Origin of the sequence: Rothia similimucilaginosa, assembly GCF_029850875.1 — a bacterium.
Lineage (GTDB): Bacteria > Actinomycetota > Actinomycetes > Actinomycetales > Micrococcaceae > Rothia.
Genome location: NZ_JAOVAM010000007.1, coordinates 23,225 through 48,901, shown reverse-complemented (window position 1 = coordinate 48,901; position 25,677 = coordinate 23,225). Strand labels below are relative to the sequence as shown.

General features: G+C 58.5%; 24 protein-coding genes. 14 read left to right on the top strand and 10 right to left on the bottom strand.

Features of this window, described 5'->3' with window-relative positions:
* Positions 1 to 8 precede the first annotated feature (8 nt).
* Together QFX05_RS06525 and QFX05_RS06520 are read left to right on the top strand one after the other, a co-directional pair.
* On the top strand, positions 9 to 176 hold the full coding sequence (locus QFX05_RS06525) for a hypothetical protein (protein WP_279741906.1): 168 nt from the start codon (positions 9 to 11) through the stop codon (positions 174 to 176).
* Complete coding sequence (locus QFX05_RS06520; RefSeq protein WP_279741905.1) at positions 166 to 846, top strand: putative glycoside hydrolase; 681 nt, start codon at positions 166 to 168, stop codon at positions 844 to 846. Before QFX05_RS06525 ends, QFX05_RS06520 begins: the two co-directional genes overlap by 11 nt.
* Positions 847 to 997: 151 nt before the next feature.
* Here QFX05_RS06520 and QFX05_RS06515 read toward each other — a convergent pair whose 3' ends face one another.
* Positions 998 to 2,434 carry a glyceraldehyde-3-phosphate dehydrogenase gene (locus QFX05_RS06515; RefSeq protein ID WP_279741904.1) on the bottom strand — a complete coding sequence of 479 codons (1,437 nt, stop codon included), beginning with the start codon at positions 2,432 to 2,434 and terminating at the stop codon, positions 998 to 1,000.
* Between the two features lie 289 nt (positions 2,435 to 2,723).
* On the opposite strand from QFX05_RS06515, the gene QFX05_RS06510 reads away from it, so the two are divergent.
* The 3 genes from QFX05_RS06510 (at position 2,724) to QFX05_RS06500 (ending at position 5,186) form a co-directional block, all read left to right on the top strand.
* Positions 2,724 to 3,659 (top strand): PfkB family carbohydrate kinase, encoded by a 936-nt coding sequence (locus QFX05_RS06510; protein ID WP_279741903.1) that lies wholly within the window; start codon positions 2,724 to 2,726, stop codon positions 3,657 to 3,659.
* An 83-nt stretch (positions 3,660 to 3,742) separates the two neighbouring features.
* On the top strand, positions 3,743 to 4,288 hold the full coding sequence (locus QFX05_RS06505; protein ID WP_279741980.1) for a YbhB/YbcL family Raf kinase inhibitor-like protein: 546 nt from the start codon (positions 3,743 to 3,745) through the stop codon (positions 4,286 to 4,288).
* Between the two features lie 85 nt (positions 4,289 to 4,373).
* Complete coding sequence (locus tag QFX05_RS06500) at positions 4,374 to 5,186, top strand: HAD family hydrolase (protein WP_279741902.1); 813 nt, start codon at positions 4,374 to 4,376, stop codon at positions 5,184 to 5,186.
* Between the two features lie 299 nt (positions 5,187 to 5,485).
* Here QFX05_RS06500 and QFX05_RS06495 read toward each other — a convergent pair whose 3' ends face one another.
* The 5 genes from QFX05_RS06495 to QFX05_RS06475 all read right to left on the bottom strand — a co-directional run bounded on the left by QFX05_RS06495 (position 5,486) and on the right by QFX05_RS06475 (position 11,111).
* A complete protein-coding gene (locus QFX05_RS06495) occupies positions 5,486 to 6,817 on the bottom strand; it encodes a uracil-xanthine permease family protein (RefSeq protein ID WP_279741901.1) in 1,332 nt (443 codons plus the stop codon).
* 257 nt (positions 6,818 to 7,074) lie between these two features.
* Positions 7,075 to 8,160, bottom strand: a complete 1,086-nt coding sequence (locus QFX05_RS06490) for an acyl-CoA/acyl-ACP dehydrogenase (protein WP_279741900.1) — start codon at positions 8,158 to 8,160, stop codon at positions 7,075 to 7,077.
* A 30-nt stretch (positions 8,161 to 8,190) separates the two neighbouring features.
* Complete coding sequence (locus tag QFX05_RS06485; RefSeq protein WP_279741899.1) at positions 8,191 to 8,715, bottom strand: DUF4242 domain-containing protein; 525 nt, start codon at positions 8,713 to 8,715, stop codon at positions 8,191 to 8,193.
* Positions 8,716 to 8,963: 248 nt separating this feature from the next.
* Positions 8,964 to 9,380, bottom strand: a complete 417-nt coding sequence (locus QFX05_RS06480) for a hypothetical protein (protein ID WP_279741898.1) — start codon at positions 9,378 to 9,380, stop codon at positions 8,964 to 8,966.
* Positions 9,381 to 9,650: 270 nt separating this feature from the next.
* Positions 9,651 to 11,111, bottom strand: coding sequence for a peptide MFS transporter (locus tag QFX05_RS06475; protein ID WP_279741897.1), 1,461 nt, complete (start codon positions 11,109 to 11,111; stop codon positions 9,651 to 9,653).
* Positions 11,112 to 11,344: 233 nt separating this feature from the next.
* Between QFX05_RS06475 and QFX05_RS06470 the strand changes: the two genes are divergently transcribed.
* The 5 genes from QFX05_RS06470 (at position 11,345) to QFX05_RS06450 (ending at position 15,884) form a co-directional block, all read left to right on the top strand.
* On the top strand, positions 11,345 to 11,677 hold the full coding sequence (locus QFX05_RS06470; protein ID WP_279741896.1) for a rhodanese-like domain-containing protein: 333 nt from the start codon (positions 11,345 to 11,347) through the stop codon (positions 11,675 to 11,677).
* Positions 11,678 to 11,704: 27 nt separating this feature from the next.
* Complete coding sequence (locus QFX05_RS06465; protein WP_279741895.1) at positions 11,705 to 13,285, top strand: anthranilate synthase component I family protein; 1,581 nt, start codon at positions 11,705 to 11,707, stop codon at positions 13,283 to 13,285.
* Between the two features lie 65 nt (positions 13,286 to 13,350).
* Positions 13,351 to 13,932, top strand: coding sequence for an orotate phosphoribosyltransferase (gene pyrE / locus QFX05_RS06460; RefSeq protein WP_005507935.1), 582 nt, complete (start codon positions 13,351 to 13,353; stop codon positions 13,930 to 13,932).
* A gap of 115 nt (positions 13,933 to 14,047) precedes the next feature.
* Positions 14,048 to 14,803: a TrmH family RNA methyltransferase gene (locus tag QFX05_RS06455; RefSeq protein WP_279741894.1), complete on the top strand. Its 756-nt coding sequence runs from the start codon at positions 14,048 to 14,050 to the stop codon at positions 14,801 to 14,803.
* Positions 14,804 to 15,068: 265 nt separating this feature from the next.
* On the top strand, positions 15,069 to 15,884 hold the full coding sequence (locus QFX05_RS06450) for a hypothetical protein (protein ID WP_279741893.1): 816 nt from the start codon (positions 15,069 to 15,071) through the stop codon (positions 15,882 to 15,884).
* 206 nt (positions 15,885 to 16,090) lie between these two features.
* Here QFX05_RS06450 and QFX05_RS06445 read toward each other — a convergent pair whose 3' ends face one another.
* The 3 genes from QFX05_RS06445 to QFX05_RS06435 form a co-directional block, all read right to left on the bottom strand.
* Positions 16,091 to 17,143, bottom strand: a complete 1,053-nt coding sequence (locus QFX05_RS06445; protein ID WP_279741892.1) for an ornithine cyclodeaminase — start codon at positions 17,141 to 17,143, stop codon at positions 16,091 to 16,093.
* A gap of 279 nt (positions 17,144 to 17,422) precedes the next feature.
* Positions 17,423 to 19,018, bottom strand: a complete 1,596-nt coding sequence (locus tag QFX05_RS06440) for an amino acid permease (protein WP_279741891.1) — start codon at positions 19,016 to 19,018, stop codon at positions 17,423 to 17,425.
* A 306-nt stretch (positions 19,019 to 19,324) separates the two neighbouring features.
* Complete coding sequence (locus tag QFX05_RS06435) at positions 19,325 to 19,711, bottom strand: cobalamin ABC transporter ATPase (protein ID WP_279741890.1); 387 nt, start codon at positions 19,709 to 19,711, stop codon at positions 19,325 to 19,327.
* A gap of 261 nt (positions 19,712 to 19,972) precedes the next feature.
* Here QFX05_RS06435 and fbaA point away from each other — a divergent pair, with 261 nt between their 5' ends.
* The gene (gene fbaA, locus QFX05_RS06430; RefSeq protein ID WP_012902702.1) at positions 19,973 to 20,998 is read left to right on the top strand and encodes a class II fructose-bisphosphate aldolase; all 1,026 of its coding nucleotides are present in this window, start codon (positions 19,973 to 19,975) and stop codon (positions 20,996 to 20,998) included.
* Between the two features lie 202 nt (positions 20,999 to 21,200).
* Here fbaA and QFX05_RS06425 read toward each other — a convergent pair whose 3' ends face one another.
* Positions 21,201 to 21,785 carry an arsenic metallochaperone ArsD family protein gene (locus tag QFX05_RS06425; RefSeq protein ID WP_279741889.1) on the bottom strand — a complete coding sequence of 195 codons (585 nt, stop codon included), beginning with the start codon at positions 21,783 to 21,785 and terminating at the stop codon, positions 21,201 to 21,203.
* Between the two features lie 337 nt (positions 21,786 to 22,122).
* Between QFX05_RS06425 and QFX05_RS06420 the strand changes: the two genes are divergently transcribed.
* From QFX05_RS06420 to QFX05_RS06410, 3 genes are all read left to right on the top strand, one after another.
* Complete coding sequence (locus tag QFX05_RS06420) at positions 22,123 to 22,635, top strand: PTS sugar transporter subunit IIA (RefSeq protein ID WP_279741888.1); 513 nt, start codon at positions 22,123 to 22,125, stop codon at positions 22,633 to 22,635.
* 386 nt (positions 22,636 to 23,021) lie between these two features.
* Entirely contained in the window at positions 23,022 to 23,504 is a 483-nt protein-coding gene (locus tag QFX05_RS06415; protein ID WP_279741887.1) for a hypothetical protein, read from the top strand.
* Positions 23,505 to 23,840: 336 nt separating this feature from the next.
* Complete coding sequence (locus QFX05_RS06410) at positions 23,841 to 25,490, top strand: NAD-dependent succinate-semialdehyde dehydrogenase (protein WP_279741886.1); 1,650 nt, start codon at positions 23,841 to 23,843, stop codon at positions 25,488 to 25,490.
* The last annotated feature ends 187 nt before the right edge of the window (positions 25,491 to 25,677 follow it).

The following is a 25,677-nucleotide window of genomic DNA, read 5'->3' as shown; positions in this document are numbered from 1 at the left end:
CGCCCCTCATGGAGGAGCCCAGCATCTACGAACGTTACTGTGTGAACGCCTACGACCGTATTGTCAGCTTCTGCCAGCTGCGACTGGTCATGGACCGCTACAACACGATCTACCGCGAGCTGGGCAAGCTGTCTCCTCGCGCCCCTGAATTCGACCTGGAGTACGATGGCAAATAAACTCACCCGTATGGGCGGACCCGGCAAGTTTGGTGCATGGGTCCGCTACGGCGGTAAGTCCATTACCCAGCAGCAGCTCGATTTTGCGGTCAAGAACTACTCTGTCGCAATCCTGTATCCCTGGGAACTGGATGCGGTACGCTACCTGAAGAAGCGTGCACCTCAAATGGTAGTGCTGGCGTATAAGTGCATGTCCTCCACACGCTCTTATGAGCCCGGCCCAATCTATTCTTTGGATGTGTCTTACCCGCTGGCGCAGTCAATGGCGAATTCCGGTAAGGATTTCTTCGCCCACCGCCTCAATGGCGACCGTATCGAGTGGAAGGGCTACCCTAAGCACTTCCAGCTGCAGGTGTGGAACGCCGACTACCGTTGGCACTGGGTGGACGCTGTGGTGCGCGAAATGCGTAACTCACCCTTTGACGGGGCCATGGCTGATAACGACGTGGAGAACGACTACTACGGCCTGAACCTACCCATTCAGGGCGTTCCTTATTATCGCTCAGAAGACCGCTCATACCCGTGCCTTTACTCGCGGTTGGGCTGCCCTGAATACCAGCTCGAAGGATGTGGCCGTGAAGGTCCCGTCCGGTCTGGTGGATGCGGCAAACGGCCCGGTGCCCTTGAGCTTCACGCTGCGGGCGCATCAGGGTGTGGTGTACCGCCGTAAGACGTAATTTACCGCTCGCATAGCTCTTCTGAGCTCCGTGCGACACCCCTTATTTGCGTATATAACCTCATAAACAAACCCACCGGCAATATAGCCAAATGGCTATATACCGGTGGGTTCGTTATATGTGTGTTAGATGAGCTGGGATAGCTTACTTAGCGGGGTAGGAGGGCACGTCGTAGCCGCCCATGCGCTCCAGAACGCGAATCACCTGGCAGGAGTAACCAAACTCGTTGTCGTACCAGACGTAGACAATTGCGGAGTCATCGGTCACCACGGTAGCCAGCGAGTCCACAACACCTGCGGTGCGGGAACCCACGAAGTCGGTGGAAACAGCCTCGGGGGAATCCGAGTAGCCCACCTGGCGGCGCAGCTCGCCGTCGATGGACTCGCGGCGGAACAGCTCGTTCAGTTCCTCAGCGGAACCTGCGGGCTTGGTCAGCTTCACGTTCAGGATTGCCATGGAGACGTCCGGGGTGGGAACGCGGATAGCGTTACCGGTCAGCTTGCCTTCCAACTGCGGCAGAGCCTTAGAAACAGCCTTTGCAGCACCGGTCTCGGTGATGACCATGTTCAGCACAGCGGAGCGACCGCGGCGGTCACCCTTGTGGAAGTTATCGATCAGGTTCTGATCGTTGGTGAACGCGTGAACGGTCTCAACGTGGCCGCGCTCCACACCGTATGCGTCATCCAGAACCTTCAGCGCCGGAGTGATTGCGTTGGTGGTGCAGGATGCTGCGGAGAGGATCTTGTCCTCATCAGTGATGACGCTGTCATTGACACCGAACACAATGTTCTTCATGTCGCCCTTACCGGGAGCGGTCAGCAGAACACGAGAAATGCCGGGGCGGTTCAGGTGCTGCTCAAGGCCCGGAACGTCGCGCCAGCGGCCGGTGTTGTCCACCAGTAGAGCGTCGTTGATGCCGTACTCGGTGTAGTCAACGGTGGTCGGGTCGGAGGAGTAAATGAAGCGAACCGGAACACCGTTAGCGATGATGGTGCTGTTCTCTTCGTCTACCTCAATAACGCCCTTGAAGGGGCCGTGAACCGAGTCGCGCTCCAGCAGGGATGCACGTTTGACCAGGTCCTGATCGCCGTTCTTACGCACCACAACAGCGCGCAGGTTCAGACCAGAACCCAGTGGCGAGGAGGAACGCTCCAGCAGAATACGAGCCAGCAGGCGACCAATACGACCGAAGCCGTACAGCACAACGTCCTGCTCCTTGGGCTGGTTGCCCTGGTGGTTCACGGAGGAACCCAGCTGCTCGGGCAGCCACATGGACAGCTCGGGGGAGCCAGCCTCATGGTGAGCCTTGTGCAGAGCAGCAATGTTAATCGAGCATGCACCCAGGTTCAGCTCAGCCAGAGCACGCACCAGCTCCAGGGAGTGTGCGGGGTTCAGAGGTGCACCATCAATGTGAGATACAAAATCGTGCAGCTTCAGCAGCTCAATGACAGACTTGTTGACCAGGCTACGGCCGTGAATGCTCAGCACCACGCCGTTCTCACGGTGCAGCTTACCGATGAGAGGGATCAGCTCCTCTGCGGTAGCCTCACGGTTAACCCAGGTAGCGGTTGCAGTCGTCACGTATGACCTTCTTCCTAACTTCGTCGTTGGAGGGTAGGCGCGACGGTGCTGTCGCGTCAATACCGTGCCGGGCGTTAAAGACCCGGCGTCGGTTTAAGTCTAACCCGTGCGAACCCCTCCAGAGCCTCAAAATTAGCGATATTGGGGCTAAAAGTCAGAAGAGGTAGAAGTCAGTTCCTGCACCCGCCCGGCAAGCCAACACAAGCCCTCAAAAGGAAAAGTAAAACCACTTTAAATACCCACAAAAACACACCCCACGACACGGGAAAACATAGGTAAAATTGGAACCATGTTGACTGTAATCGGTGAAGCACTCGTAGATGTCGTCCACCAGTACGACGGAGAAACCCGCACCTACCCCGGCGGATCGCCCATGAACGTAGCCGTCGGCACACGCCGCCTCGGCCACTCTACCAACTTCGTCGGCCACTACGGCCCCGACGCCTACGGTGAAAGTATCAATGCACACCTGCAGGCATCGCGGGTGACCCAGCCCTTCGAACCGACTGCCGAACGTACTTCCATTGCCCAGGCAACCATTGGTGCCGACGGTGCCGCAGAGTACGAATTCGACATTACCTGGTCCCTCGACTCCATCGCCGAGAAGCTCACCGAACTGGCACACACCTCCGATGCAGTGCACACCGGCTCCATCGCCGCCATGCTCGAACCCGGCGCGCACGTGGTCGCCGTAGCCTTCGAAGCCGCCCGCGACAGTGCCCTGCTCAGCTACGACCCGAACTGCCGCCCCACCCTCATCCACAACGTTGATGAGGGCCGCGCCTGGGCTGAAAAGTTCGTGTCCCTCTCCAGCGTCGTCAAGGCCTCTGACGAGGACCTGCAGTGGCTCTACCCGGATCGTTCTCTCGACGACAGCGCACGCGCATGGCTTGACCTCGGCGCCGAGCTGATGGTCATCACCCGCGGCGAGGACGGCCCCATCGCCTTCACCAAGAAGTACCCTGAGGGCATTAGCCAGCCCGCACACCGCGTTGAGGTTGCGGACACCGTCGGTGCCGGCGACTCCCTCATGGCGGCGCTCATTGCGGCTCTACTCGACCGCGGTATCGCCGGCGCTGAGGCGCGCACCAAGGTAGCCGCACTGACCGCCGAAGACATCGCCGACCTGCTGCGTTTCTCTGCAACCGCAGCCGGCATCACCGTTTCCCGCGCGGGCGCTAATCCGCCTACCCGCGAAGAACTCGACGCCGTACTCAACGGCTAAATAATCTATGCCTCGCCGGTGGATAGCTCACTCTGTCCGCCGGCGTCGCCATACCCACCCGCACCCCACCATTGAGGAGCATGATGAGCAACCTTGGCACCGCACCCCTGCCCCGCGAACCCTACGCGGGCTTGCCCGAACTACCCGAATTCACCCTGACCTCCACCGACATTCAGGACGGCGGCACCGCCCCTGAATGGATGTGCTCCGCCCTCTTCGGCGTGGCAGGGGGTCAGGATCGCTCCCCGCAGCTGTCATGGAGCGGCTTCCCCGAGGGCACCAAATCCTTCGTACTGACCTGCTTTGACCCGGATGCGCCGGTTCCCAGCGGCTTCTGGCACTGGACTATCTCCAACATTCCCGCCAACGTGACCAGCATTGGCACTGGCGCGGATGCACCCGCCGGCGCTCTGATGCACCGCAATGACGCCGGCGTGGCGGGCTTCCTGGGTGCTGCCCCTCCGGCTGGTCACGGCCCGCACCGCTACATCTTCTGCGTCACCGCCGTGGATGTGGAGAAGCTCGACATTGACGAGAACGCCAGCCCCGCCGTCGTGAACTTTAACCTGCTCGGCCACGGTCTGGGTCGCGCATTTCTGACCGTCACCTACGCGGAACCGGCGGCATAGCGGCATACCGGCTCGCTGGCGCAGTCTAACGAGCTCCGCGCTTTATCCCGTACCGATACACCCCACGACTGAAGGCAAACACTGCATGATTAAACTCATCGCCAGCGACCTGGACGGCACCCTCATCGGGCACGATTTCCGGTTCCGCCCGCGCACCCTGCGCGCCCTTGAGGCTGCCCGCGCCGCCGGGATCAACATCGTCTTCGTGACTGGCCGCCCAAGCCGCTGGCTCACACCCCTACGCGAGCAGACCGACTTTGACTCCTACGCAATCTGCTCTAACGGTGCCGTGGTGTATCACCTGGGCGCGAATGAGGTAGAAGAGATCAACGGCGCAGATCCCGCGGTGATTGCCCGCACCCACGAACTCCTAGAACCCATATTCCCCGATGCCACCTACACCCTGGAAACCGTAGACACCGTCTATATTCAGGGGCCGCACGACAGTGGTGAGGTGCTTGAGGGTGCCCGCGTTATTGAGTCGAGTATTGCTGATTCCCTGGAACGAATCGGCTCAACCCCGGTGATCAAGTATCTGATCCGTGTGCCCGGCATGGACCCCGATATCCTGCAAGCGCGCGTGCATCAGGCGGTAGGTTCGCTGGTCGCAGTTACCCGCGGGGTGGTCGGTGAACCGCTCGTTGAGATGGGCTCTAAGACCGTGAATAAGGGACGGATTTTGGAGAAGTTCGCGGCACGCCACGGCATTGAGGCGCACGAGGTGATGGCATTTGGCGACATGCCGAATGACGCGGAGATGCTCTGCTGGGCGGGGGAGGGCTTCGCTATGGCCTCGGGTCAGCCGGCACTCATCGCGAAGGTGGGGCGTACCTGCCCGCCCTTCCACGAGGATGGTGTGGCGCAGACGATTGAGGCGATGCTCGCCGAACGGTCCTAGTCGCCTAGCACTAGTCATCCAGCGCTAGCGGCTGTGTGAGCCCTTGCAGATATAACTCAGACATAAACTTTTATGTCTACACATAAAAAATTTGAGTCTAGACATAAAAATTTATGTCTAGACTCAAATTTTTGTGTCTGATTTACATCTGTTTTGTGTCTAAGCAGGGTGGCAGTTGTGTGTAATACCCAGAAGACGTAAAAAGCGGCCCGGATGGAATCTAATCCATCCGGACCGCTTTTTACACCCTGCGCCTCAGGAGCATTACTCCAACGGGCGCAAGCGTGAGGGGCTAAAACCTAGTGTCCTTCAGACTTCGACGGGTCATAAGGCTCCAGCGGGTCGCCAGTATCCTTCGTGTACTTCGCGATGAAGGTCATCAGGTGGAAGATAATTAGGGTCGCAGCGGTACCCAGAGCAATACCGGCGAAGGACAGCTCACCGAAGGTCCAGGTGTAATCCGCAATACCAACAATCAGTGCCACAGCAGCGGTGGTCAGGTTGATCTGGTTTGAGAAATCAACACGGTTCTCGCTCCAAATACGAACACCGAGCATACCGATCATGCCGTACAGAACGGTTGCGGCACCACCCAGAACACCTGCCGGGACGGTCGCAATAGCAGCACCGAACGCGGGGAACATGGATAGGCCAATCGCGAAGATAGCTGCCACCCAGTACGCCGCGGTGGAGTACACTTTAGTCGCTGCCATCACGCCGATGTTCTCAGCGTAGGTGGTGGTACCCGAACCGCCACCGAAACCGGCGATGGTGGTTGCCAGGCCGTCCGCCATGAGGGCGCGGCCGGAGTAGTCGTCCAGGTTGGTGTCAGTCATTAACGCAACGGACTTCACATGGCCAATGTTCTCAGCCACAAGCACCAGAATCACGGGGATGAACAGACCAGCGAGCTCCCAGTGGAACTCGGGAGTCTGGAAGTGCGGCAGACCAATGATGCCCTGAGTCTCAACGGTCTTGTGAATGGTGGAGAAGTCCACCTCGCCGCGAATTACCGCGGTGATGTATCCGATAATGACGCCTAGCAGGATAGACAGACGACCAATGATGCCCTTGAACAGTACCGAAATTAGCACAATAGAGCACAGGGTTACCAGCGCGGTAATCGGTGCCTTCATGAAGTTGTCTTTAGCGCTGGGCGCCAGGTTGAAGCCAATCAGTGCCACAATCGAACCGGTGACGACCGGGGGCATGAGCTTGGTCAGCCAGCCGGTGCCAGCGAACTGAACAATCAGACCGACGAGGAACAGGGCGATACCCGCCATGACGATGCCGCCGAGCGAACCCGCGGGGCCGTGCGAGGAGCTCGCAGCGGCCAGGGGTGCAATAAACGCGAAGGAAGAACCCAGGTACGAGGGGACGCGTCCGCGAGTAATGAGCAGGAACAAGACCGTGCCGACACCCGAGAAGAATAGGGTGGTTGCCGGCGGGAAGCCGGTCAGCAGCGGAACGAGGAAGGTCGCGCCGAACATTGCAACCACGTGCTGTGCGCCAATGCCGATGGTAATCGGCCAGGCGAGGCGCTCGCTCGGTGCTACGACGGAACCAGGCTTTACGGTGCGGCCGTCGCTGTGGATTGACCAGTCAAAGCCGAGAAGTTTAGAGATGCTCAAAAGGGAGCTCCTGAGATGAATATGGTGGTGTATAAAATTCCACATAATTCTACGCGTATACAGGTGTAGGTCACAGCTAAACGCCTATAAATATGAGCAGGGATACGTTAATTGGGGCATAGTATTCTTTTATCGTGGGCCCCATATCCCGTATATAGCCCATAATGCATCAATACCCCGTATATGCAATTCAAAGGATATACGGGGTATTGATGCAGAAAGTGAATAAAAACACTCGCTACACGGAGCTCATTAGCTTAGAGAGCATCACGCAGATTCTCCAAGTGATCATAACGCGCCAACTCATATCGCAGGTGGCCTTCAGTCGGGGACTGAACCGGCAGGAACGACGCCTCACGCAGGCGACGAGCAGTCGGGGAACCAGCCACGTAACCGGCGCCTCCAACAACCTGCAGCTCAAAGTGAGTAGCAATGGTTGCAAAGTGCGAAACACCCAAACGCAAACTCAGCAGGTCACGACGCTCAGCACGCTCCGGCTCAGACGCCAGGCGAACCAGCTCCTCACGCAGGCTCTGGTACTCCGCCAGAATCAGTGGGAACTCAGGACGGAACACACCCTGGGAGACGTCCAGATGCTTAGCGGCCTCCTGTAGGGCACCAGCGGCAAGACCCAGGCAGAACGACGACTGAACCAACAGGAACGGTGCAGTCACATCGTGCAGGAACGCTTCAATGTTATCGCTCAGAATGTCCTCGCTCGGAACGAAAACGTCCTCAAACTTCAGGGTGCCAGACTCGGTGCCGTTCAATGCCAACAGATTGCGGTGGTAGTCAATGCTCAAGCCCTCAACGTCCTGGCGAACCGTCACAATGTAGCGATCCGGGTGGTTCTCCGGGGCGTTCTGCACAGCCACCGGAAGAACAATCACACCGCCCGGGTACAGGTTCGATGCCCACGACACGGAACCATTCAGCTTTACGCCACCCTCAACAAGAGTGCCCTCCACCTTGATTGGTGCCAGGCCCGAAGCCTCCTTGTACGCTGCCGCCATGGCGGTAGTGCCGCTGACGGTCGCATCCGCCAGGCCGGCGGGAAGCTTGCGACCCACAGCGTCAAAGAACGCGATGGTGGAGCGGTGAGTCCACAGGGAGAATGCCGTCGAGGCGTCCTCGGTGGCAAGGTCGAAAGCCACCGAAACCTGGGGGGCCAGGGAACCGCCGTCGCGACCCAGGGTAATCAGGCCGTCTTTGGCGATTTCGCGCAGGTTTTCGAAGGGGGAACGCTCGCCGCGGTCAACAGCATCTGCGTGGGTTCGGGCGAGGGCGAGCACCTGCTCGCGCTGGGGGTAGTCGTGGAGGGGTTCGAGAGTGAACTCGGACATGGGGTTTCTCCTAATCGGGGAGTATCACGTCTATGCGTGCAGCTTGAACAGTCGGTCAATGGGGGTGCTGACGGCCTTACGGGCGCGAACAACAGCTTCTTCGTCGGGTGCGTCGTAGAAGCAGAGGCACTTTGCAGTGTCTTCGCGAACGTAGGTGCGCAGGAAGGAAACCTCAGGTACTTCAGCGTACTTGGGCGCGTTTGCCTTCTTGCGGGTCAGGTACTGTTCCATAGTAATCTCTGCGGGGATGTCCCACTCAACCAGGTAGTCTGCATCCTTCTTGAGCTTCTTGATGTCTTCGAGCTCTGCGCCGACCAGGCGGACTGCGTCGGGGCCTGCGACGGTTGCGCGCTCACCGATGGCTGCGGCGAGGTCGGGGCCGAATGCGGTGTTCTCAGCTTCGACGATGACGAAGACGATCTTGTGGTCTGCGGAGACCTGGGTTTCGATGATCTCGGCGCCGTGGCTCAGGGATGAGTTGATGGTCTCGATGAGTGCGGTTGCTTCGTCCTTGGACGGCTGGGCGGGGGTCAGTTCTACCAGGTAAAGTGCCATGATGTTCTCCTCGGCTAAGGGTTGAAGGATCGTCCCGGAAGGGGTCTTCCGGTTCGTTATGGAATCACCTTAGACCTGTGGTTGAGGACTGTCTAATAGATTTCGGTTCGTGGCTTAATGCGTCCTTATTTGACTCTAATGTTCGTCATGCGTGTTCATGCGGAGACATAAATCGTCACAGTTTCGTGCCTTGGAACGCGCCTACAGCTGTAGAATTTTCGCGCGGGTTATCGTGCCCAATGGCGCATCTATCCGCGCCGTCCCGCTCGTGCCGCAAAATCGTCAAGGGCGCGGTTGAGAGCGGGGACAGTCCACACTTTTTGCCCCTGAATTTTGACGCGTTCTTCACGCAAAATCTGTAACTCCACCATGCGGTTGAGAAGACGATACGCACTAGCTCGGAACCCCTGCGTGTGTTCCTCCACCATGCGTGCGGTGAAGTCGGGCTCGGTACAGCACAGGTCGGTGAGGGAACGCAGGAGAGGGGTTTTAGGCTGGGCAATGGACAGTACCTCATCGCGTAGGGTTTCAATGTCTTGCGCTAGGATTTCTGCGTTGATAATTGCCTTCTGTGTGGCGTCGATGAAGAGCTCGATGATGGGCCCGGCATCGCCTGCACGGTAGTCGGTGAGCGCCTGAATGTACCCTTTGGTATCGTGCAACACACTTTGATTTTCATATTAAGGCGCCTAATAAGAAAATCAGCGCGGAATGTCTCATTAAGGAAAACGTCCCGAACGCCCCTAAACCCGCCCTCCTGAACCTCCCCCAAACATTCCGAGGCTCCGGGTACCGGTGTATATGCTGGGGCATGTACCCCGGCGTACAGTAGGGGCCCCGAACCCTTGGTAATTCAAGGATTCGGGGCCCTATGCCTATAAACGCTCACGCTGCCCGAAGCAGTGAGTTGGCGGTGTAGGCAAGCAACTGTGTGGCTACTTCACGCCGCGCATCATCTTCTGAACCGGCTTGTGCACCAGGAACAGCAGCACACCGGTCGCGATGGTGATAATACCCATCCACGTGAAGTAGGGAACCTCAGTTTCCATGCTGTAGAACTGAGCCAGCCAACCCGACAGCACGGTGCCCATTGCCACGGAGGTATAGTACAGCGCCATCATGTTCACGCGGTGCGCCTTCGGTGCGAGCTTGGTCGCCAGCGAAATACCCACCGGGGAAATAATCAGCTCAGCGATGGTGCAGACGAATAGAATCAGTACAATCCAGCCGACGTTCACGCTCTGAACGCCCGCCTGAGCGAGGAAGATCCAGAACGCCAGGCCAATAATAATTAGCGCTGCGGAGAATTTCACGGTGGTCACCGGCTGACGTTCACCCCACTTGGTCCACAGGGTGGAGAACATCATGCCGAAGATAATGATGAAGATCGGGTTGATGGAGTTGACCAGGTTCGGGCTCAGCTCCATGCCCAGAATGTTCCAGTTAAGACGCTCATCCGAGTACACAGCCATCACGGTGAACTGCTGTTGGTACAGTGCCCAGAACACAGAGTTAGCAATCCACAGGGGAATGAATGCGGTGACGCGGGAACGCTCATCAGAGGTGACGTCCTTAGCGCTCAGCAGTTGAGCAAACAGGGCGATAGCGCCGATGAAGATGAAGCCCATGACCCAGTTCTTGAGGTTGCCTGCGGTCATCAGGCCGGTTGCCAGCAGAATACCGAGAACGACCATGATACCGACCAGTGCCAGGAAGAAGTTACGCTTCTGAGCGCTGGTGAAGGGGGTGGCAATCTCGTGCACGGAGGCGGGCAGGTTCTTGCGGGTCAGTGAGTACTGAATCAGGCCTGCAGCCATACCGATAGCAGCCAGGCCAAAGCCGAGGTGGAAACCGCCGGTGGTCCAGCCCCAACCGGTCAGGATTGGGCCGATCAGTGCACCGGTGTTCACACCGATGTAGAAGATGGTGAAGCCTGCGTCGCGGCGGTGGTCGTTGTCCGCGTAGAGGGAGCCGACCAGCACGGCGGCGTTACTCTTCAAACCGCCGGAGCCGATAGCGACCAGCAGCAGACCAATCACCACACCCGGAATTCCGGGGATGAGGGAGAGGGAGATGTGACCCGCCATGATGCCGATGGCGGAATAGAAGAGGGTACGCTCGGGGCCGAGGAGACGGTCACCGAGGATGCCGCCAAGAATTGTCATGAGGTACACGACTGCGCCGTACGCGCCGATAACGCCGGTGGCGAGGGCCTGGTCGAGGCCCAGGCCACCCTTGTCGGCGGTGTAGTACAGGTAGTAGATCATGATGCCCTGCATGCCGTAGAAGGAGAAGCGCTCCCACATTTCTACGGTGAACAGGTTTGCGAGCATGCGTGGGTGGCCGAAGAAGGTCTTGGTTTCCTTGGGTTCGGCACCTGTGGTGGTGTGAGACATGTTGGAAATCTTTTCTCTGAAAGCCCAGGGTTCTGTGTGACCCGGGCAATATGTGTTTAATTCTATATCCTTATAGGTGCATACGTATGCACCACGTCCGAATCTCACGCCCCCACATACCGGGCTAGATGCATCACGCACCCCCAAAGCGCTAGAGTGGAACCACAACTATGCCCACCCGGCACCCCGCCGTGCCGACCGGCTCATCCTAGTTCAATTCAAAGGAGAACCCCATGACCGCTGTACCCCAGGTTGACCCCCGCGACGTTCCCGCAGACGCAACCATCATCGACGTGCGTGAAGACTACGAATGGGAGGGGGGCCATGCGACCGGTGCCAAGCACATCACCCTCGGTACCCTCACCGAGCGTCTAGCAGAACTGCCCGCACCCGGCGAAGACTTCTATGTCATCTGCCACGGTGGCGGCCGTTCGAACCGTGCGGCAACTTTCCTGCGCGAGCACGGCTACGCCGCACACAACATTGCAGGCGGCACCAGTGCGTGGTTCGCAGCTGGCCTGCCGATGACCAGTGAAAACGGTGAAGCACCCGCAGTCGTTCACTAAACCGCTAGTTCGCCTGCACGCCATACAATGGAGTCCGTGACTGAAAATTCCGCGGACCGTATTTTTTCTACCCCGAACGCTCCCGCTTCTGCGTCCCCGCATGCCCTGCCGAGTATTCTGCAGAGCACCCCGTGGGATGCGCAGACGCGGGAGCTTGCCGTGCGCCCGCTGCCTTTCGCGGTGAACTGCGAGGAGGCATACCCGCTGCTGACCGGTGGCGCCGAGTATTCCTTCTGGCTGGATTCGGCGCGCGAGGAGTCGCCCATGTCGGTCGCCTCGTATGTGGGTGTGATCCCGGCGCAACTGTCGCCTTTGCGCGTGGATTCGGCGCGTGCGGCGGCTGAATCCGGTGCGGAAGACCCCTTCGCCCAGTTGGAGACGGCGCTTGCCTGCGCACCGCGCGTGCACCCTGATGTTGCGGCGGCGACCGATCTGCCCGCGGGTTTGCGTGGCGGTTACGTGGGCTATTTCGGCTATGAGGCACGTGCCGCCATGGGCCTGGAGCACGGCCACCCGGTGCCGGGCTACCTGCCGGCGCATGAGGCGCCGACCCCGGATTCTCTGTGGTTGCCGGCGGTCCGCTACCTGGTGCATGAGCATGCCCGCCCGGGTTGTGCGGCGCGTAGCTGGCTGGTGGGCGATGAGTCGTGGTGTGAGGCAGCGGAGCGGCTACTGAGCGCGGCGCTGACTCCGGAGGGGGAGTGCGCCTCCGAAACTACTCCCGTAAATACTCCCGGCAATGCCCCCGAGCTTACCGAGCCTCTGCTCTTCCCAGCACCCGCCGCGGAAGCCTACATGGACGCCGTTCGCGCTAGTCAGCACGAAATCTACGAGGGTAACAGCTACGAGGTGTGCCTGACCGCGCAGACGAATGCGCGCATCCAGAATCCGAGCCCGGAGCTTTTCTTTGAGCTGTACCGCCGCCAGCGTGCCCACAATTCGGCGCCGTATGCGGCGTATCTGCGGTGCGGTGATTTTTCGGTGCTTTCTTCCTCGCCGGAGCGTTTTTTGAGCGTGGATACGCACCGCAACGCGCAAACCAAGCCAATTAAGGGCACGATTGCTCGCGGCGCCACCCCGGAAGAAGATGCCGCGGCGGCGGCATGGTTGCGTACAGATGAGAAGACCCGCGCCGAGAACCTCATGATCGTGGATTTGCTGCGTAATGACCTGTCCACGGTGTCTGACCCGGCGTCCGTGCGCGTGCCCGTGCTTATGGGCGTGGAGAGCTATTCGACGGTGCATCAGCTGGTGTCTACGGTCAGTTCGCGTCTGCGTGAGGGTGTGAGCGCGGTGGCTGCCGCGCAGGCGTGCTTCCCGGGTGGTTCGATGACGGGTGCCCCGAAGCCCTCGACCATGCAGATTATTGAGCGCCTGGAGGATCGCGCTCGCGGCGTGTATTCGGGTGCTCTGGGCTTTGTGTCGGCGGATGGTTCGGCGAACCTGTCGATTGTGATTCGCACGCTCGTGGCGCACGATGACGGCGCGGTGACTCTTGCCGCCGGTGGTGCGGTGGTTGCCGATTCGGATTCTGCCGCCGAGTATGAGGAGATGCTGACGAAGTTGCGCGCCGCGTTGCCGCCGTCGGTGGGACGCGTGGTGGAATAACCTAGCGCTGAAATAGCACAGGGAATAGCCTGCGCCGCCTGCGCGTGAGCCGCTACACTTGAACTATGACTAAGCTTTCTGAAAACCTCCCTATTGAAGAAGCCCGTGAACGCCTGCGCCAGCTGATTTCTGAGCTGGCTGTGGTGCGCGGGCACGTGGTCCTCGCCTCCGGCAAGGAAGCCGACTACTACGTTGACCTGCGCCGCATTACCCTGCACCACGAGGCTTCTCGCCTTGTCGGTCAGGTCATGCTGGACCTGCTGGATAAGAACGGCATCGAATTTGAGGCTGCTGGCGGCCTGACCATGGGTGCTGACCCGGTGGGTACCGCGATTATGCGTGCTGCTGGTGATCAGGACCGTGCGATTGACGCGTTTGTGGTGCGTAAGGCTCAGAAGTCTTACGGCATGGGCCGTCAGGTGGAGGGCCCCAGCGTTGAGGGTCGCCGTGTGGTTGCTGTGGAGGACACCTCCACCACCGGTGGTTCTGCGCTGACTGCTGTTGAGGCGCTACGTAAGGCTGGTGCTGAGGTTGTGGCGGTTGCTGTGATTGTTGACCGTGCGACCGGCGCTAAGGAGCATGTGGAAGAGGTTGCGGGCGTTCCGTGCCTGTACGCGTACTCGAAGGACGAGCTGGGCCTGGACTAGTCTCTACTGGCTTGGACTAGGACCTCGTGAATTTTTAAGACGTTCCCGTTGCGGCGGGTGAACCCGTGCCGCTGGCTACTGTGTGTGGCTGGTGGCGCGGGTTTTTGTCTGTAAGATGGCTCTGTGGGCGCCGGTCGTGGCGCTGGTTGTTGGCGTGAAGGTGGTTGTGATGGTTGAGAATCGTGAGGCGGCTGAGGCTGTACCTGCTGAGACGGCTGTAGCTGAGGTTGTTGAGGGTACTGAGCAGGGTACTGCCCGTTTTGAGGTGGGTGTGGGCCCGTGGGAGGGTCCGTGGCCTGAGGGTGACCATTGGGATGAGGAGCTGCTGCGTGAGGGCGACCGCCGTAATGTGGTGGATAAGTACCGTTATTGGTCGATGGACGCGATTATTGCTGACCTGGATATGCGCCGCCATGATTTTCATGTGGCGATTGAGAATTGGCAGCATGATTTGAATATTGGCACGGTGGTGCGTACTGCGAATGCGATGTTGGCGAAGGAGGTCCATATTATTGGGCGTCGCCGTTGGAATCGTCGTGGTGCGATGGTGACGGATCGTTATCAGCATGTGCGTCATCATCCGACGATTGAGGATTTTGTGGCGTGGGCGCAGGCTGAGGGTCTGGAGATTATTGGTATTGATATTTTTCCGGATTCGGTGCCGCTGGAGACGTATGATCTGCCGAAGAAGTGCGTGCTGGTTTTTGGTCAGGAGGGTCCGGGCTTGTCGGAGGAGTTGCATGCGGCGGCTAGGGATACTCTGTCGATTGAGCAGTTTGGGTCGACGCGTTCGATGAATGCGGCGACGGCTGCGGGTATTGCGATGCATGCGTGGGTTCGCCGCCATGTGTTTGGCCAGATCCCGTCGTAGTTTGGCGGCTGTTTATGAGGTGTTTAAAGGTTCCGATGCGTTGTGTGCGCGTCGGAACCTTTTTCGTTGTGGTTTGGGCGGCTTAAACCATGCATGGAATTACCTAGGCATGTTAGTGTTAATGCAAGTCACAGGAGATGTGAGAACCGCACTCTCAATTTCAGTTTGGGACATGCGATGGATTTCCTGACTTTGGCTCGCTAATGATTGCGGGTTGTGGGTATGAATGACCGCGACGTCATTCCCCTGAAAGGAGTCGGTAACAATGAAGAAATCTGCTGCTCTGTTCGCCTGCTTTGCTTTAGCTTTAAGTTCCTGTGCCGCTGCGCCTAAAGATACTAGCCTCAAAGCCCAGCTGGATTTTGAAAATAACTATATTACTCTTCCGCTCGACGAATACGACAGGAGTGACCAGGCCGAAGATATAACATATAGGGCGTATTTGTTGATTCTTAAAGAGTGCTACGCGAAAAAAGGATACGATTTTGAAATTCTAGAAAACGGCTGGGCTTCTGGCAAGGCCGCCCAGTATGGTCTCTGGAATGTGAAGCATGTGGCGCATCATTTTACGTTCCTCAAAGTCGGAGAAGAGCAGGAAAGGATTTATGAGAGCATCCCTGAAGACGTCAGGGCCAGCTGCCGCGAAGAGCATCGGGAAGAACTGGATATGCTCTATTTTGATGTGGCTGATGAGGAAAAGTATCGCCCTGTCGGTCGTATCCGTAGTGAAGCGTACCTGCGTGCGCAGGGTGACCCTGAATGGAAGAAAGCCCGCTCAGATTGGTGGGACTGTCAGCGTCAGGAAGGGTTGACGCCTCGCACCGGGGACGGTGAATGGACGAGTAAAGAATTGGCCAGTCTGAATGCTGATGATCCCAAAGTGTTGGAGGAGGTTATCCGCCTGGCAACCATTGAAGCTCAATGTAGTGAGAAGGTGAGGTTGGCTCAGCGTTTGGGTGATCTTGAGGCGTCCTATCAGGGGCCTTTGATTGAGAAGAATCAGGCGTTGCTGAATGCTTTGAAGGCCGATCGTGATGCGAAGATAGCGAAGGCGCGCGAAATTATCGCCACCCACCAGTAGCCGCAGCCACCTGAAAGGCAGAACGGGCGAACCAGCCGCGGATAGCCTCCAAGAAAATCCGTGCATACGAAAATTTCACAAGAAGGAGCCGGGGAGTGTCACCACTCCCCGGCCCTCACTTTATCCACTCTCAACCTCGCAACCTAAGCTGGTGCACCTACATGCCAGCCAGCTCAAGGCTACTCAGCGTCAGGTTACTGAGCCCTTTAGCCCACCGGGACGTTAACGTTCACCAGCGAGTACAGATCCTTCGGATCATCCGGGCTAGCAACCAGGTCAATGAACTGCTGCAGGTCGGTGTCCTGCGTAGCCTTACGGGCATAACGCAGACCCGAGAAGTCAGCAATCGCGAAGCCCACCGAATCAAACAGGGTAATCTGCTCATCCGAGACGCGGCCCGGCTCCTCACCGGTCAGAACCTTCCAGAACTCCACCACGGGGAAGTCCGGGTCCTTCTGCTGAATCTCGCCCTCAATGCGGGTCTGCGGCGGGAACTCAACGAACACGGTGGAGCGGTCCAGAATTTCGCTTTCCAGCTCAGTCTTGCCGGGGCAGTCGCCACCAATAGCGTTCAGGTGCACGCCGGGCTTTACCTGGCGGTCCAGCAGAACCTTCGCCTGCTGCTTATCTGCGGTGCAGGTGGTGATGATGTCGGCATCCTGAACAGCCTCGTCCACGTCCTTAGCCAGGTGGATGCGGAAGCCCAGCGGCTCCAGGTTACGGCGGAACTTCTCCATCGCGTGCGGATCAACGTCGTAGACGGACAGGTCCTCAATGCCGAGCACCGCGCGCATACCCAGCGCCTGGAACTCAGACTGGGAGCCGGTACCAATCATCGCCATCTTCTTCGAATCCTTGCGTGCCAGGTGCTTAGCAACCATGGCGGACACGCCAGCGGTACGCAGCGCGGTCAGCAGGGTCATCTCAGCCAGGAACACGGGGTAGCCGTTGTCCACGTCAGCGAGCAGACCGAACGCGGTCACGGTCTGGAAGCCGCGTGCCGGGTTGGACGGGTGGCCGTTCACGTACTTGAAGGAGTAGGTGATGTTGTCGGAGGTGGGCATCAGCTCAATCACGCCGAAGGGGGTGTGGGAGGCGACGCGCGGGATCTTGTCGAAACTCTGCCACTTCTTGAAGTCTTCTTCGAGGAAGTCGACCATGCCGGCAATGATGTTGCCTACGCCGTCCTTCTGAATCCACTTCGCCATCGAGGCGACGTCAACAAATTCCACCGCGTGTGCGCTAGGACGTTCAGTCATGATTTTCTCCTTTGAATATCTGCACAAAACTTCTTTGTGCATCTGATGGTCACTGCGGATATCTATTATCTCAAAATATATTGCAGGACACACCGTATTAGAAATGCTGTAGATATATACTTTGCTTTATGTATTACACGGATGTAATACGGAAGCGAACACGAAAAGACGTACGGGGAGGGGGTTCTAGAGTCTAGAGCTCCTAGACTAGGGCTAGGGTCTAGAACCCCTCATTCGCCTTCGCCGGGATATTACCGGGATTACAGGCAACCGGTCGGGTTAGCTGCCCTTCGGGTTGTCCTCGTCCTCAAACTCACCCAGGTCAATGTGGGTACGAGGCTCTGAAACGAGCTTCTTCACCACGGGGCGGGCAGCAATCACAGGCACGGAACCGGTGTAGCCTTCACGGATGCGAGCAATCTCGTTGACGCGGTCACGAACCGTGTACCAGCCGATAATCAGCAGCGGGATAACCAGCAGCAGCGATGCCAGGGTGTAGGTGCCCACCGGGTAATCCAGAGCCATCAGCACCAGCACAACAGCCAGGAAGCCCATCACAGCCCAGTCGCTGAAACGACCGCCGGGTGCACGGTAGTTGGGGCGCTTGTACTTGCCCTCGCCGACCAGCTTCAGGTATTTCTGGTGCGACATTGCGATAGCCGCCCAGCTAGCCATGGTGCCCACAGATGCGATGTTCAGCACGACCTCGAACGCCTGCTCGGGAACGAAGAAGTTCAGCACAACACCGAAGAGGCCCACCACACCGGTCAGCAGAATACCTGCCACCGGAACGCCGGAGCGGGACACCTTGGTGGCGAACTTCGGTGCCGAACCGGCAACACCCATCGAGTGGAGGATACGGCCGGTGGAGTACAGGCCAGCGTTCAGTGAGGAAGCAGCCGCGGTAATCACGACCAGCTGCATAATCGGTGCGGTGCCTTGAATACCGATAGCGTCGAAGAAGGTCACGAACGGCGACTCTGCGTCCTTGTATGCGGTGTAGGGCATGAGCAGGCAGAGCAGAACCACGGAACCAACGTAGAAAATCGCGATACGCCAGATCACGGTGTTGATAGCGCGGGGGATAACCTTCTCAACGTTCTTGGTTTCACCACTGGTGGTGCCGACCAGCTCAATACCGGCGTAGGCGAACACAACACCCTGAACCACGATAAGAGCGGGAAGAATGCCGTTGGGGAAGAAGCCGTCATTGGCTGCAATAAGGCTCAAGCCGGGGGTGACGCCGTTGATGGGTTCACCGAAGACCAGGTACCAGATACCTACCGCCATGAAGGACAGCAGGGCAAGAATCTTAATGAGCGCGAACCAGAATTCCAGCTCACCGAAGAGCTTCACGGAGATGAGGTTCAGGGCCACGGTGACGATAACGACGATGAATGCGCTAAGCCACTGGGGAATGTCTGCGAAGAACTGGTTGTATCGACCGAACCAGCTGATGTAGATGGCGATAGCGGTGGCGTCTGCAACGGCGGTCATTGCCCAGTTCAGCCAGTAAAGCCACCCGGATACGAATGCGGCCTTTTCGCCGTAGAATTCGCGGGTGTAGGAGACGAAGGAGCCCGAGGAGGGGCGGTGAAGAATCAGCTCGCCGAGGGCTCGAAGAATCAGGTAGCCGAAGAAACCGATGACGGCGTAGATGACGGCGAGCATGGGGCCTGCGTCCTGCAGGCGGCTACCGGTGCCCAGGAACAGGCCGGTACCAATTGCGGAACCGATGGCAATCATCTGGAGCTGACGTGCGCCAAGCCCCTTGTGGAAGCCTTCCTGTTCGTGTGCAAACGGGTCGTCTGTGGGGGGCTTAGTGTATTGATCCGCTGCAGAAGTCTGCGGATTCTTGTTCGGTGAGGTGCTCATGCTATACCTCCTTGAATAGTTACATCTGGAGCACGTGCTACATGAAATGTGGTTGGGAACACGCCTGTGAGTTGTAATGACTATAGCACGACAATTTGGTTAAATATAATCCGCGTCACGTAACAATTTATATACATATAATGCATATCTTATGAATATATTTGGTTCATGTTGTATTGTGTGGTTTTCATTGTTTTGTGAAATAGATTAATTGAACTCTGAGTTTAAAAAATCAATTCCCCCACCAGTGCACAGCACAAGAGCACCCACAACGGGGTGCTCCAGCAACCTATTCAGAATGGGGAGTTAGCCCTCTAGCAGGCGGTCAATCTTCGCCCGCAACGCACGCTCACGACGATTCAACCACCACCAGCTCGGCCAACGCATCAATGACTTACGACCCACCTGCACGACCGAGGGGAGCTTCGCCTCCGCAAGCGCCACATCAATCTCGTGGTCGCTCGCACCCTCATCACGCATTTTCTCTATTAACTCAAGGGATTTCGCCATATCGCCATGCCCCAAAACATGACGACTCTTACGTTCCAGAACCTCATCCAACAGGGCGCGCACCGGGGCAATAGCCGCCGCATTCGGGTGCTCACGCTCAGCACGACGCTGCGCCTGGCGGGCACGCTTCTCACGCTTCGCGTCGAGCTGTTTCGGATTATTTTTAGCGCTCGCCTTGATCATGGGAGGATCCTTTCGCTGCGTCCTGGTGATGTGTATGCTGACCTGCGCACAGAATACATCAAGTCATTAACACCTCTACTTTACCGCGGTATTTGGCAGAACTTTTATTGCGGTAAACCCAAAAAAACCCACAAAAAATTAGCGATAAATAAGTCGTATCTTGGTAAAATAGTGTGAGTAGGAGGCGTCTCGCGCGCCAACAAAATACGGTGAACCGGCCCAATATCGGTAACCGGTCGCATCTATCCAAGGAGTCAGCATATGGCTATTGCAACCCCCGAAGTTTACGCAGAAATGCTGCAGACCGCGAAGGAAAAGGGCTTCGCGTACCCCGCAGTGAACGTGACCTCCTCCCAGACCCTGAACGCTGCTATCCGCGGCTTCGCAGAGGCTGGCTCGGACGGCATCATCCAGGCATCCACCGGTGGTGCAGCATACTGGTCCGGCGCTTCCAAGAAGGACATGGTCGTTGGCTCCCTGGCCTTCGCAGCATACGCACGCGAGGTTGCTAAGCAGTACGACGTGAACATTGCACTGCACACCGACCACTGCCCCAAGGACAAGCTGGAAGGCTTCGTTCTGCCCCTGCTGGCAGAATCCGAGAAGGCTGTTGCTCGCGGTGAAGACCCCATCTTCAACTCCCACATGTGGGACGGCTCCGCAATCGACCTGGATGAGAACCTGAAGATTGCTGCTGAGCTGATTGAGCGTACCTCCAAGGCAAAGCTCGTTCTCGAGGTTGAGATTGGTGCCGTTGGCGGCGAGGAAGACGGCGTTGAAGGCGCTATCGACGACTCCCTGTACACCACCGTTGCAGACGCAATCAAGACCGTTGAGGCAATCGGCCTGGGCGAGAAGGGTACCTACATGGCTGCTCTGACCTTCGGTAACGTTCACGGTGTGTACAAGCCCGGTAACGTTCACCTGCGCCCCGAGCTGCTCAAGGAAATCCAGACCGAGGTAGGCGCTAAGTACGGCAAGGGCGACAAGCCCTTCTACCTGGTCTTCCACGGTGGCTCCGGCTCCACCGAGCAGGAGATTGCAGACGCAGTGTCCTACGGTGTTATCAAGATGAACATTGACACCGACACCCAGTACGCGTTCACCCGCCCAGTTGCTGGCCACATGTTCAGCAACTACGACGGTGTGCTGAAGGTTGACGGCGAGGTCGGCAACAAGAAGACCTACGACCCCCGCGTTTGGGGCGCAGCTGCAGAGGCAGGTATGGCCGCACGCGTGGTCGAGGCTTGCCAGCAGCTCGGTTCCGTCGGTACCTCCATCAAGTAAGGTACTGTTCGCCCGCCGCAGCCTCCGTAGGTGCTGCCGGGTGCGAACCTAAGCTTCGTTAAGCGAAAACGGTGCCCGCTTCCTCATGACGAGGAGGCGGGCATCGTTCTTTTAAATTTCAGGTGAGAGTCAGCCGGGGCAGGAACTCGCGTTAGTTCCTGTGCTGGGTCTCAACAGGGCTCTTAGTTGGGTAGGGGTGGGTTTACTTGCCGCAGCCGCAACCACCGCAGCCGCAGCCGCCGGACTTCACAGCCACCGAACCGGAGGTGGGAATACCGTCGCCGGTGTCGCCGCCCATGAGGTTCACACGGTTGCCAATCTCGGGGCCGCCAATCGGCTGGGGTGCCTTACCCGCCAGGGTCGCCGCGAAACCTGCAGGCTCCACCAGAGGGCTCAGGTTCGGGATCATTGACGCCGCCGGGGAGCCGGAGGGGCCGCACGCAGCCGCTGCCGCATTAGCCTTCGGCTGAGCAACCAGGTGAGCGCGGGAGAAGCGCTTAATCTGCTCGGCGGTCGGGTACGCGAAGGACACCTTCACCTCACCGTTGACGAGCATGAGCGGCAGAACCTCGCGGCCGTTCATCTCAATCTGCTCGGCGACCGGCGCGCACTCTTCAAATGCGGAAGGGTAGGAGTCGGTGGAGTACACCTCAATGTCCACGCCCGAATCCAGCGCCTCCTGCGCGGCACCCAGGAAGATGGAACGCTCCATATCCTGCGGATCCTCCGGGTTCTCGCCGGGGCCCGGAATAAATACTTCAAGAACGGTCTCAGCCGCTTCAGTCATCAGTTCAGCCTTTTCTCTCTTATGGGCACCGACTCGGGGGAGGGTGCCACTCCTTCACTAAGTGTACTCGCGACCTCAAGAGTGTAGAAGTGTGAGTTGAAGTTCCAGATTTGCGGAATATTTGCAGAATTCGAGTCGAATGACTCTCAGCTCATGAGCTGCAGGTTCAGGTGTTGTATTCTGAGTGCATATGCACCGGAGTGTGCGAACCCTGCAATATCCAGACAGGCGCCGCCCGATGCGACACTATAAGGCAACGACGCCCGCATCCGACGCGGACGCATTAGCGCTACAAATACACGCTATTCATAGCGCCACACGACCAGAAGGAGCATATATGTTTGGTTTCGGTAAGAAGAAGAAGGAAGCTGCCGCACAGGAAGCATCGTCCGCAGACGTCTACGTCGCACCTGCTACCGGTGAGTACCTGCCGCTGAGCGAAGTTTCCGACCCCGTTTTCTCTCAGGGCGTTATGGGCGATGGCTACGCAGTGAACCCCACTGCAGGCACCATCGTCGCACCCGTTGCAGGCACCATTGCACTGATTCAGGACACCCTGCACGCATTTATGCTCCGCACCGAAAACGGCGGCGAGGTACTGGTCCACATCGGTATCGACACCGTTGAGCTCGGCGGCGACGGCTTCACCAAGCTTGCTAACGTAGGTGACAAGGTTGAGGCAGGCGCCCCCATCATCGAGGTCGACTGGGCAGCTATCGAGGGTCGCATCCCCTCTAAGGAAACCATGGTGATGATCACCAACACCGCAAAGTTCAACATCTCCAAGGACTCTGAGTCCCGTCGCCCCGTCGCAGCCGGTGAACGCGTTGCTCAGGCATCCAAGAAGTAAGCTGAACCAGCGAAAATAGCTCAGCTTCAACAGCGGCGAAAACCCGCGAAAATACTCAACGCAAAAGGTCGCGTCCTGCAGGCTCAATCGGGCTACAGGCGCGGCCTTTTCCGTTATACGAGAAATTTTTTAACGCCGCATGAAATACCGCTATTAAAAACAGCGGAAAAGGAGGAACACATTCACCCGTATGGCACAGTGGGTAAGAATGAGGTGCATGTAATACCCTATTTGCCTGTGAGCGCAGTGAATCACCGATAAAAATCTTTATCCTACATGGAGTTGCAGCTTGAGTTGAGGGAATCCGGACCCTCAGCTATAAACCAAAAATTCAATGACCAACCACACACATTACGCTCAACTCATCAATAAAAAGGACTACTACGGTGACTGCGTTCCCGAAGATCTCCAAGAATCTGAGCCACCGTAGCTTCATTGGCGCCTCCACTTTGGTACCGGCTGCCCTTATGCCCCAGGTAGGTGAAGCCCACGCTGCAGCCAACACCCGCGCACAGCTAGCGGCAGTACACAGCGGCTCCCCCGCACATCAGCTGCTCTGCAAGACCGATGAATTCTTCATCGTCCACCCGCGGTGCCGGCAACATGAAGCCACCGCCGGCGCATCCATAGATGTGCACGGCCACACCTTCGCCGAGCTGCGTCAGAAGGTCACCACCGGCCAGGCACTGAATTGCAAGATTGTGGTGAACAAGAACAGCTTCTACTACACGGTCAATGGCCAGTACTCCAGCCCCATCAACCACAGTGCCTACCGCGGCCCGTACGTACACTTCGGCCGCTCCCACGGTACCAACGATGGCGGTCCTCTGGAACTGACTCGAATCGAGGCACGTCAGTCCTGGATTTGAGAGGACCGGTGGGCCTAGTCCACCTAGGTGCCCGCCCCGTCGCCCGCTAAACGGTGAGAACACGGGCACTGGGCAGAGCAGATGCAACACCGAGCATCCCTTCCGAGCAACGCTTTCCATAATGCTCAGATAGGCGCTCGCACACCGAGCGAGAATCCACCTGAAGAACCTACCCGAAGGGGGTCGTATCCATAGCGGATGCGGCTCCCTTCGATGTGCCCGTGGTCTTTGAGTGCGGGGGGCGGGGCAGGTTCGAGGGGGTAGGGGAGCGCGCGGGACTAGAATTAAAAGCGTCAGAGTCGACCGCACCGGCCGCCCCAACCCGAAAGGCACGCCATGACCACCTCACCCGAAAGCTCCGCCGAGAAGACCGCTGCGAAATCCGCCTCGCTGCGAGGCCGCACCGAACCGCACATGCAAAGCATCAACATGCCGCAGCGTGAACCTATCGACCCCTACGAGCGACCCTCCTACCCCTTCTTCTACGTGCCCACCGATCTGCTCATCGGCGGCAGTTGGGTCACCGGCGACAACGGCTCCTTCCCCGTACACAACCCCTCCTGCGGCCAAATCCTCGCGCACGTCGCCGACGCCAGCGTCGAACAGGGTATCGAAGCACTCGACGCCGCCTGCGACGCCCGCACCTCATGGGCGGCAACCAGCGTCCGCGAACGCGCCGACATCCTCAACCACGCCTACACGCTCATGACGCAACGCACCGAAGTCATCGCCCGGCTCATGACCCTCGAAATGGGTAAGCCCCTCGACCAGTCCCGCGGCGAAGTCGCCTACGCGGCAAACTACCTGCGTTGGTACGCCGAAGAAGCCGCCCGCAACTTCGGCCGCACCGCCGTCGCCCCCGAATCCGGGCTGCAAATCACCACCGTACGCCGCCCCGTCGGCCCCTGCCTGCTGATTACCCCCTGGAACTTCCCGCTCGCCATGGCGGCACGCAAGGTCGCCCCGGCGCTCGCGGCGGGCTGCACCGCGGTGCTCAAGCCCGCCTCCCTGACTCCGCTCAGCTCCCTGTACTTCGCGTCCCTGATGCGTGAGGCGGGCCTGCCGGACGGCGTGCTGAACGTGGTGACTACCTCCCGTACCGGTGAGGTTGTCTCCGCGCTGATGGCTGATGAGCGCCTGCGGAAGGTCTCGTTCACCGGCTCCACCGCGGTGGGCCGGACCCTGCTCGCGCAGGCCTCGCAGAACGTTCTGCGCACCTCTATGGAACTGGGCGGCAACGCACCGTTCATCGTCTTTGAGGACGCGGATATCCCCGCCGCCGTGGAGGGCGCCTACGCGGCGAAGATGAGGAACATGGGCGAGGCATGCACCGCCGCTAACCGATTCATTGTGCACGAGGACATTGCTGAAGAGTTCACGGCCGCCTTCGTAGAGCGTATGGAGGCAACCGTCGTGGGTGACGGAACCGTCGATGGAACCGACTGTGGACCGTTAATTCAACCTTCAGCGGTTGAATCCATACTTTTTATGGTCGAAGACGCCCTGGGCAAGGGCGCGCTCCTCGCCTGCGGCGGGTATATTCCCGAGCTTGAGGAGAACGTTCCGAGCGATACCGGCGGCATGCCCAAGAACCTGAACAAGGGCAACTTTGTGACCCCCACCGTGCTGACCGGCGTGACCGATTCGATGCGCGTGTGGCGTGAAGAGATTTTCGGGCCCGTAGCCCCGATTGCCACGTTCAGCGGCTACGGTGAGGAGGGTGAACGCACCGCCCTGAAGCTCGCCAACGACACCGAGTACGGCCTGGCGGCGTACGTGTACACGAGCAACCACCCGCGCTTTACGCGCATGGCGGCTGGTCTGGAGTTCGGCCTAATCGGTTACAACTCCGGCGTTATCTCGAACGCGGTAGCCCCCTTCGGCGGCGTGAAGCAGTCCGGCATGGGTCGCGAGGGCGGCCCCGAGGGTTTGGAGGAGTACACCGAGCTGCAGTACATCGGCGCGCCGAACCCGTTCGCCGGATAAGCCTGTTTGCCGGATACAGCGAGATGCCGGCTGCGACGGACCCTGGATGACGAGCTCTGGATGCAGTGAAGCCCAGGCGGGCACCCGAGAAGGTGCCCGCCGGGGCTTTGCGCTGTCTAATCATGCGCGGGTGCTAGAGCTGGTACTGCCTAGAAATGACTCTGCCTAGAGCTGGCCCAGTGCTTAG

Bases quoted from the DNA above. Each gene is read 5' to 3' on its own strand.
- QFX05_RS06500 (WP_279741902.1), top strand. From the start codon at position 4,374: ATGATTAAACTCATCGCCAGCGACCTGGACGGCACCCTCATCGGGCAC.
- QFX05_RS06465 (WP_279741895.1), top strand. From the start codon at position 11,705: ATGGAGTCCGTGACTGAAAATTCCGCGGACCGTATTTTTTCTACCCCG.
- QFX05_RS06525 (WP_279741906.1), top strand. From the start codon at position 9: ATGGAGGAGCCCAGCATCTACGAACGTTACTGTGTGAACGCCTACGAC.
- QFX05_RS06505 (WP_279741980.1), top strand. From the start codon at position 3,743: ATGAGCAACCTTGGCACCGCACCCCTGCCCCGCGAACCCTACGCGGGC.
- QFX05_RS06490 (WP_279741900.1), bottom strand. From the start codon at position 8,160: ATGTCCGAGTTCACTCTCGAACCCCTCCACGACTACCCCCAGCGCGAG.
- QFX05_RS06510 (WP_279741903.1), top strand. From the start codon at position 2,724: ATGTTGACTGTAATCGGTGAAGCACTCGTAGATGTCGTCCACCAGTAC.
- QFX05_RS06485 (WP_279741899.1), bottom strand. From the start codon at position 8,715: ATGGCACTTTACCTGGTAGAACTGACCCCCGCCCAGCCGTCCAAGGAC.
- QFX05_RS06455 (WP_279741894.1), top strand. From the start codon at position 14,048: ATGGCTCTGTGGGCGCCGGTCGTGGCGCTGGTTGTTGGCGTGAAGGTG.
- QFX05_RS06440 (WP_279741891.1), bottom strand. From the start codon at position 19,018: ATGAGCACCTCACCGAACAAGAATCCGCAGACTTCTGCAGCGGATCAA.
- QFX05_RS06420 (WP_279741888.1), top strand. From the start codon at position 22,123: ATGTTTGGTTTCGGTAAGAAGAAGAAGGAAGCTGCCGCACAGGAAGCA.
- QFX05_RS06445 (WP_279741892.1), bottom strand. From the start codon at position 17,143: ATGACTGAACGTCCTAGCGCACACGCGGTGGAATTTGTTGACGTCGCC.
- QFX05_RS06425 (WP_279741889.1), bottom strand. From the start codon at position 21,785: ATGACTGAAGCGGCTGAGACCGTTCTTGAAGTATTTATTCCGGGCCCC.
- fbaA (WP_012902702.1), top strand. From the start codon at position 19,973: ATGGCTATTGCAACCCCCGAAGTTTACGCAGAAATGCTGCAGACCGCG.
- QFX05_RS06520 (WP_279741905.1), top strand. From the start codon at position 166: ATGGCAAATAAACTCACCCGTATGGGCGGACCCGGCAAGTTTGGTGCA.
- QFX05_RS06475 (WP_279741897.1), bottom strand. From the start codon at position 11,111: ATGTCTCACACCACCACAGGTGCCGAACCCAAGGAAACCAAGACCTTC.
- pyrE (WP_005507935.1), top strand. From the start codon at position 13,351: ATGACTAAGCTTTCTGAAAACCTCCCTATTGAAGAAGCCCGTGAACGC.
- QFX05_RS06450 (WP_279741893.1), top strand. From the start codon at position 15,069: ATGAAGAAATCTGCTGCTCTGTTCGCCTGCTTTGCTTTAGCTTTAAGT.
- QFX05_RS06410 (WP_279741886.1), top strand. From the start codon at position 23,841: ATGACCACCTCACCCGAAAGCTCCGCCGAGAAGACCGCTGCGAAATCC.
- QFX05_RS06435 (WP_279741890.1), bottom strand. From the start codon at position 19,711: ATGATCAAGGCGAGCGCTAAAAATAATCCGAAACAGCTCGACGCGAAG.
- QFX05_RS06470 (WP_279741896.1), top strand. From the start codon at position 11,345: ATGACCGCTGTACCCCAGGTTGACCCCCGCGACGTTCCCGCAGACGCA.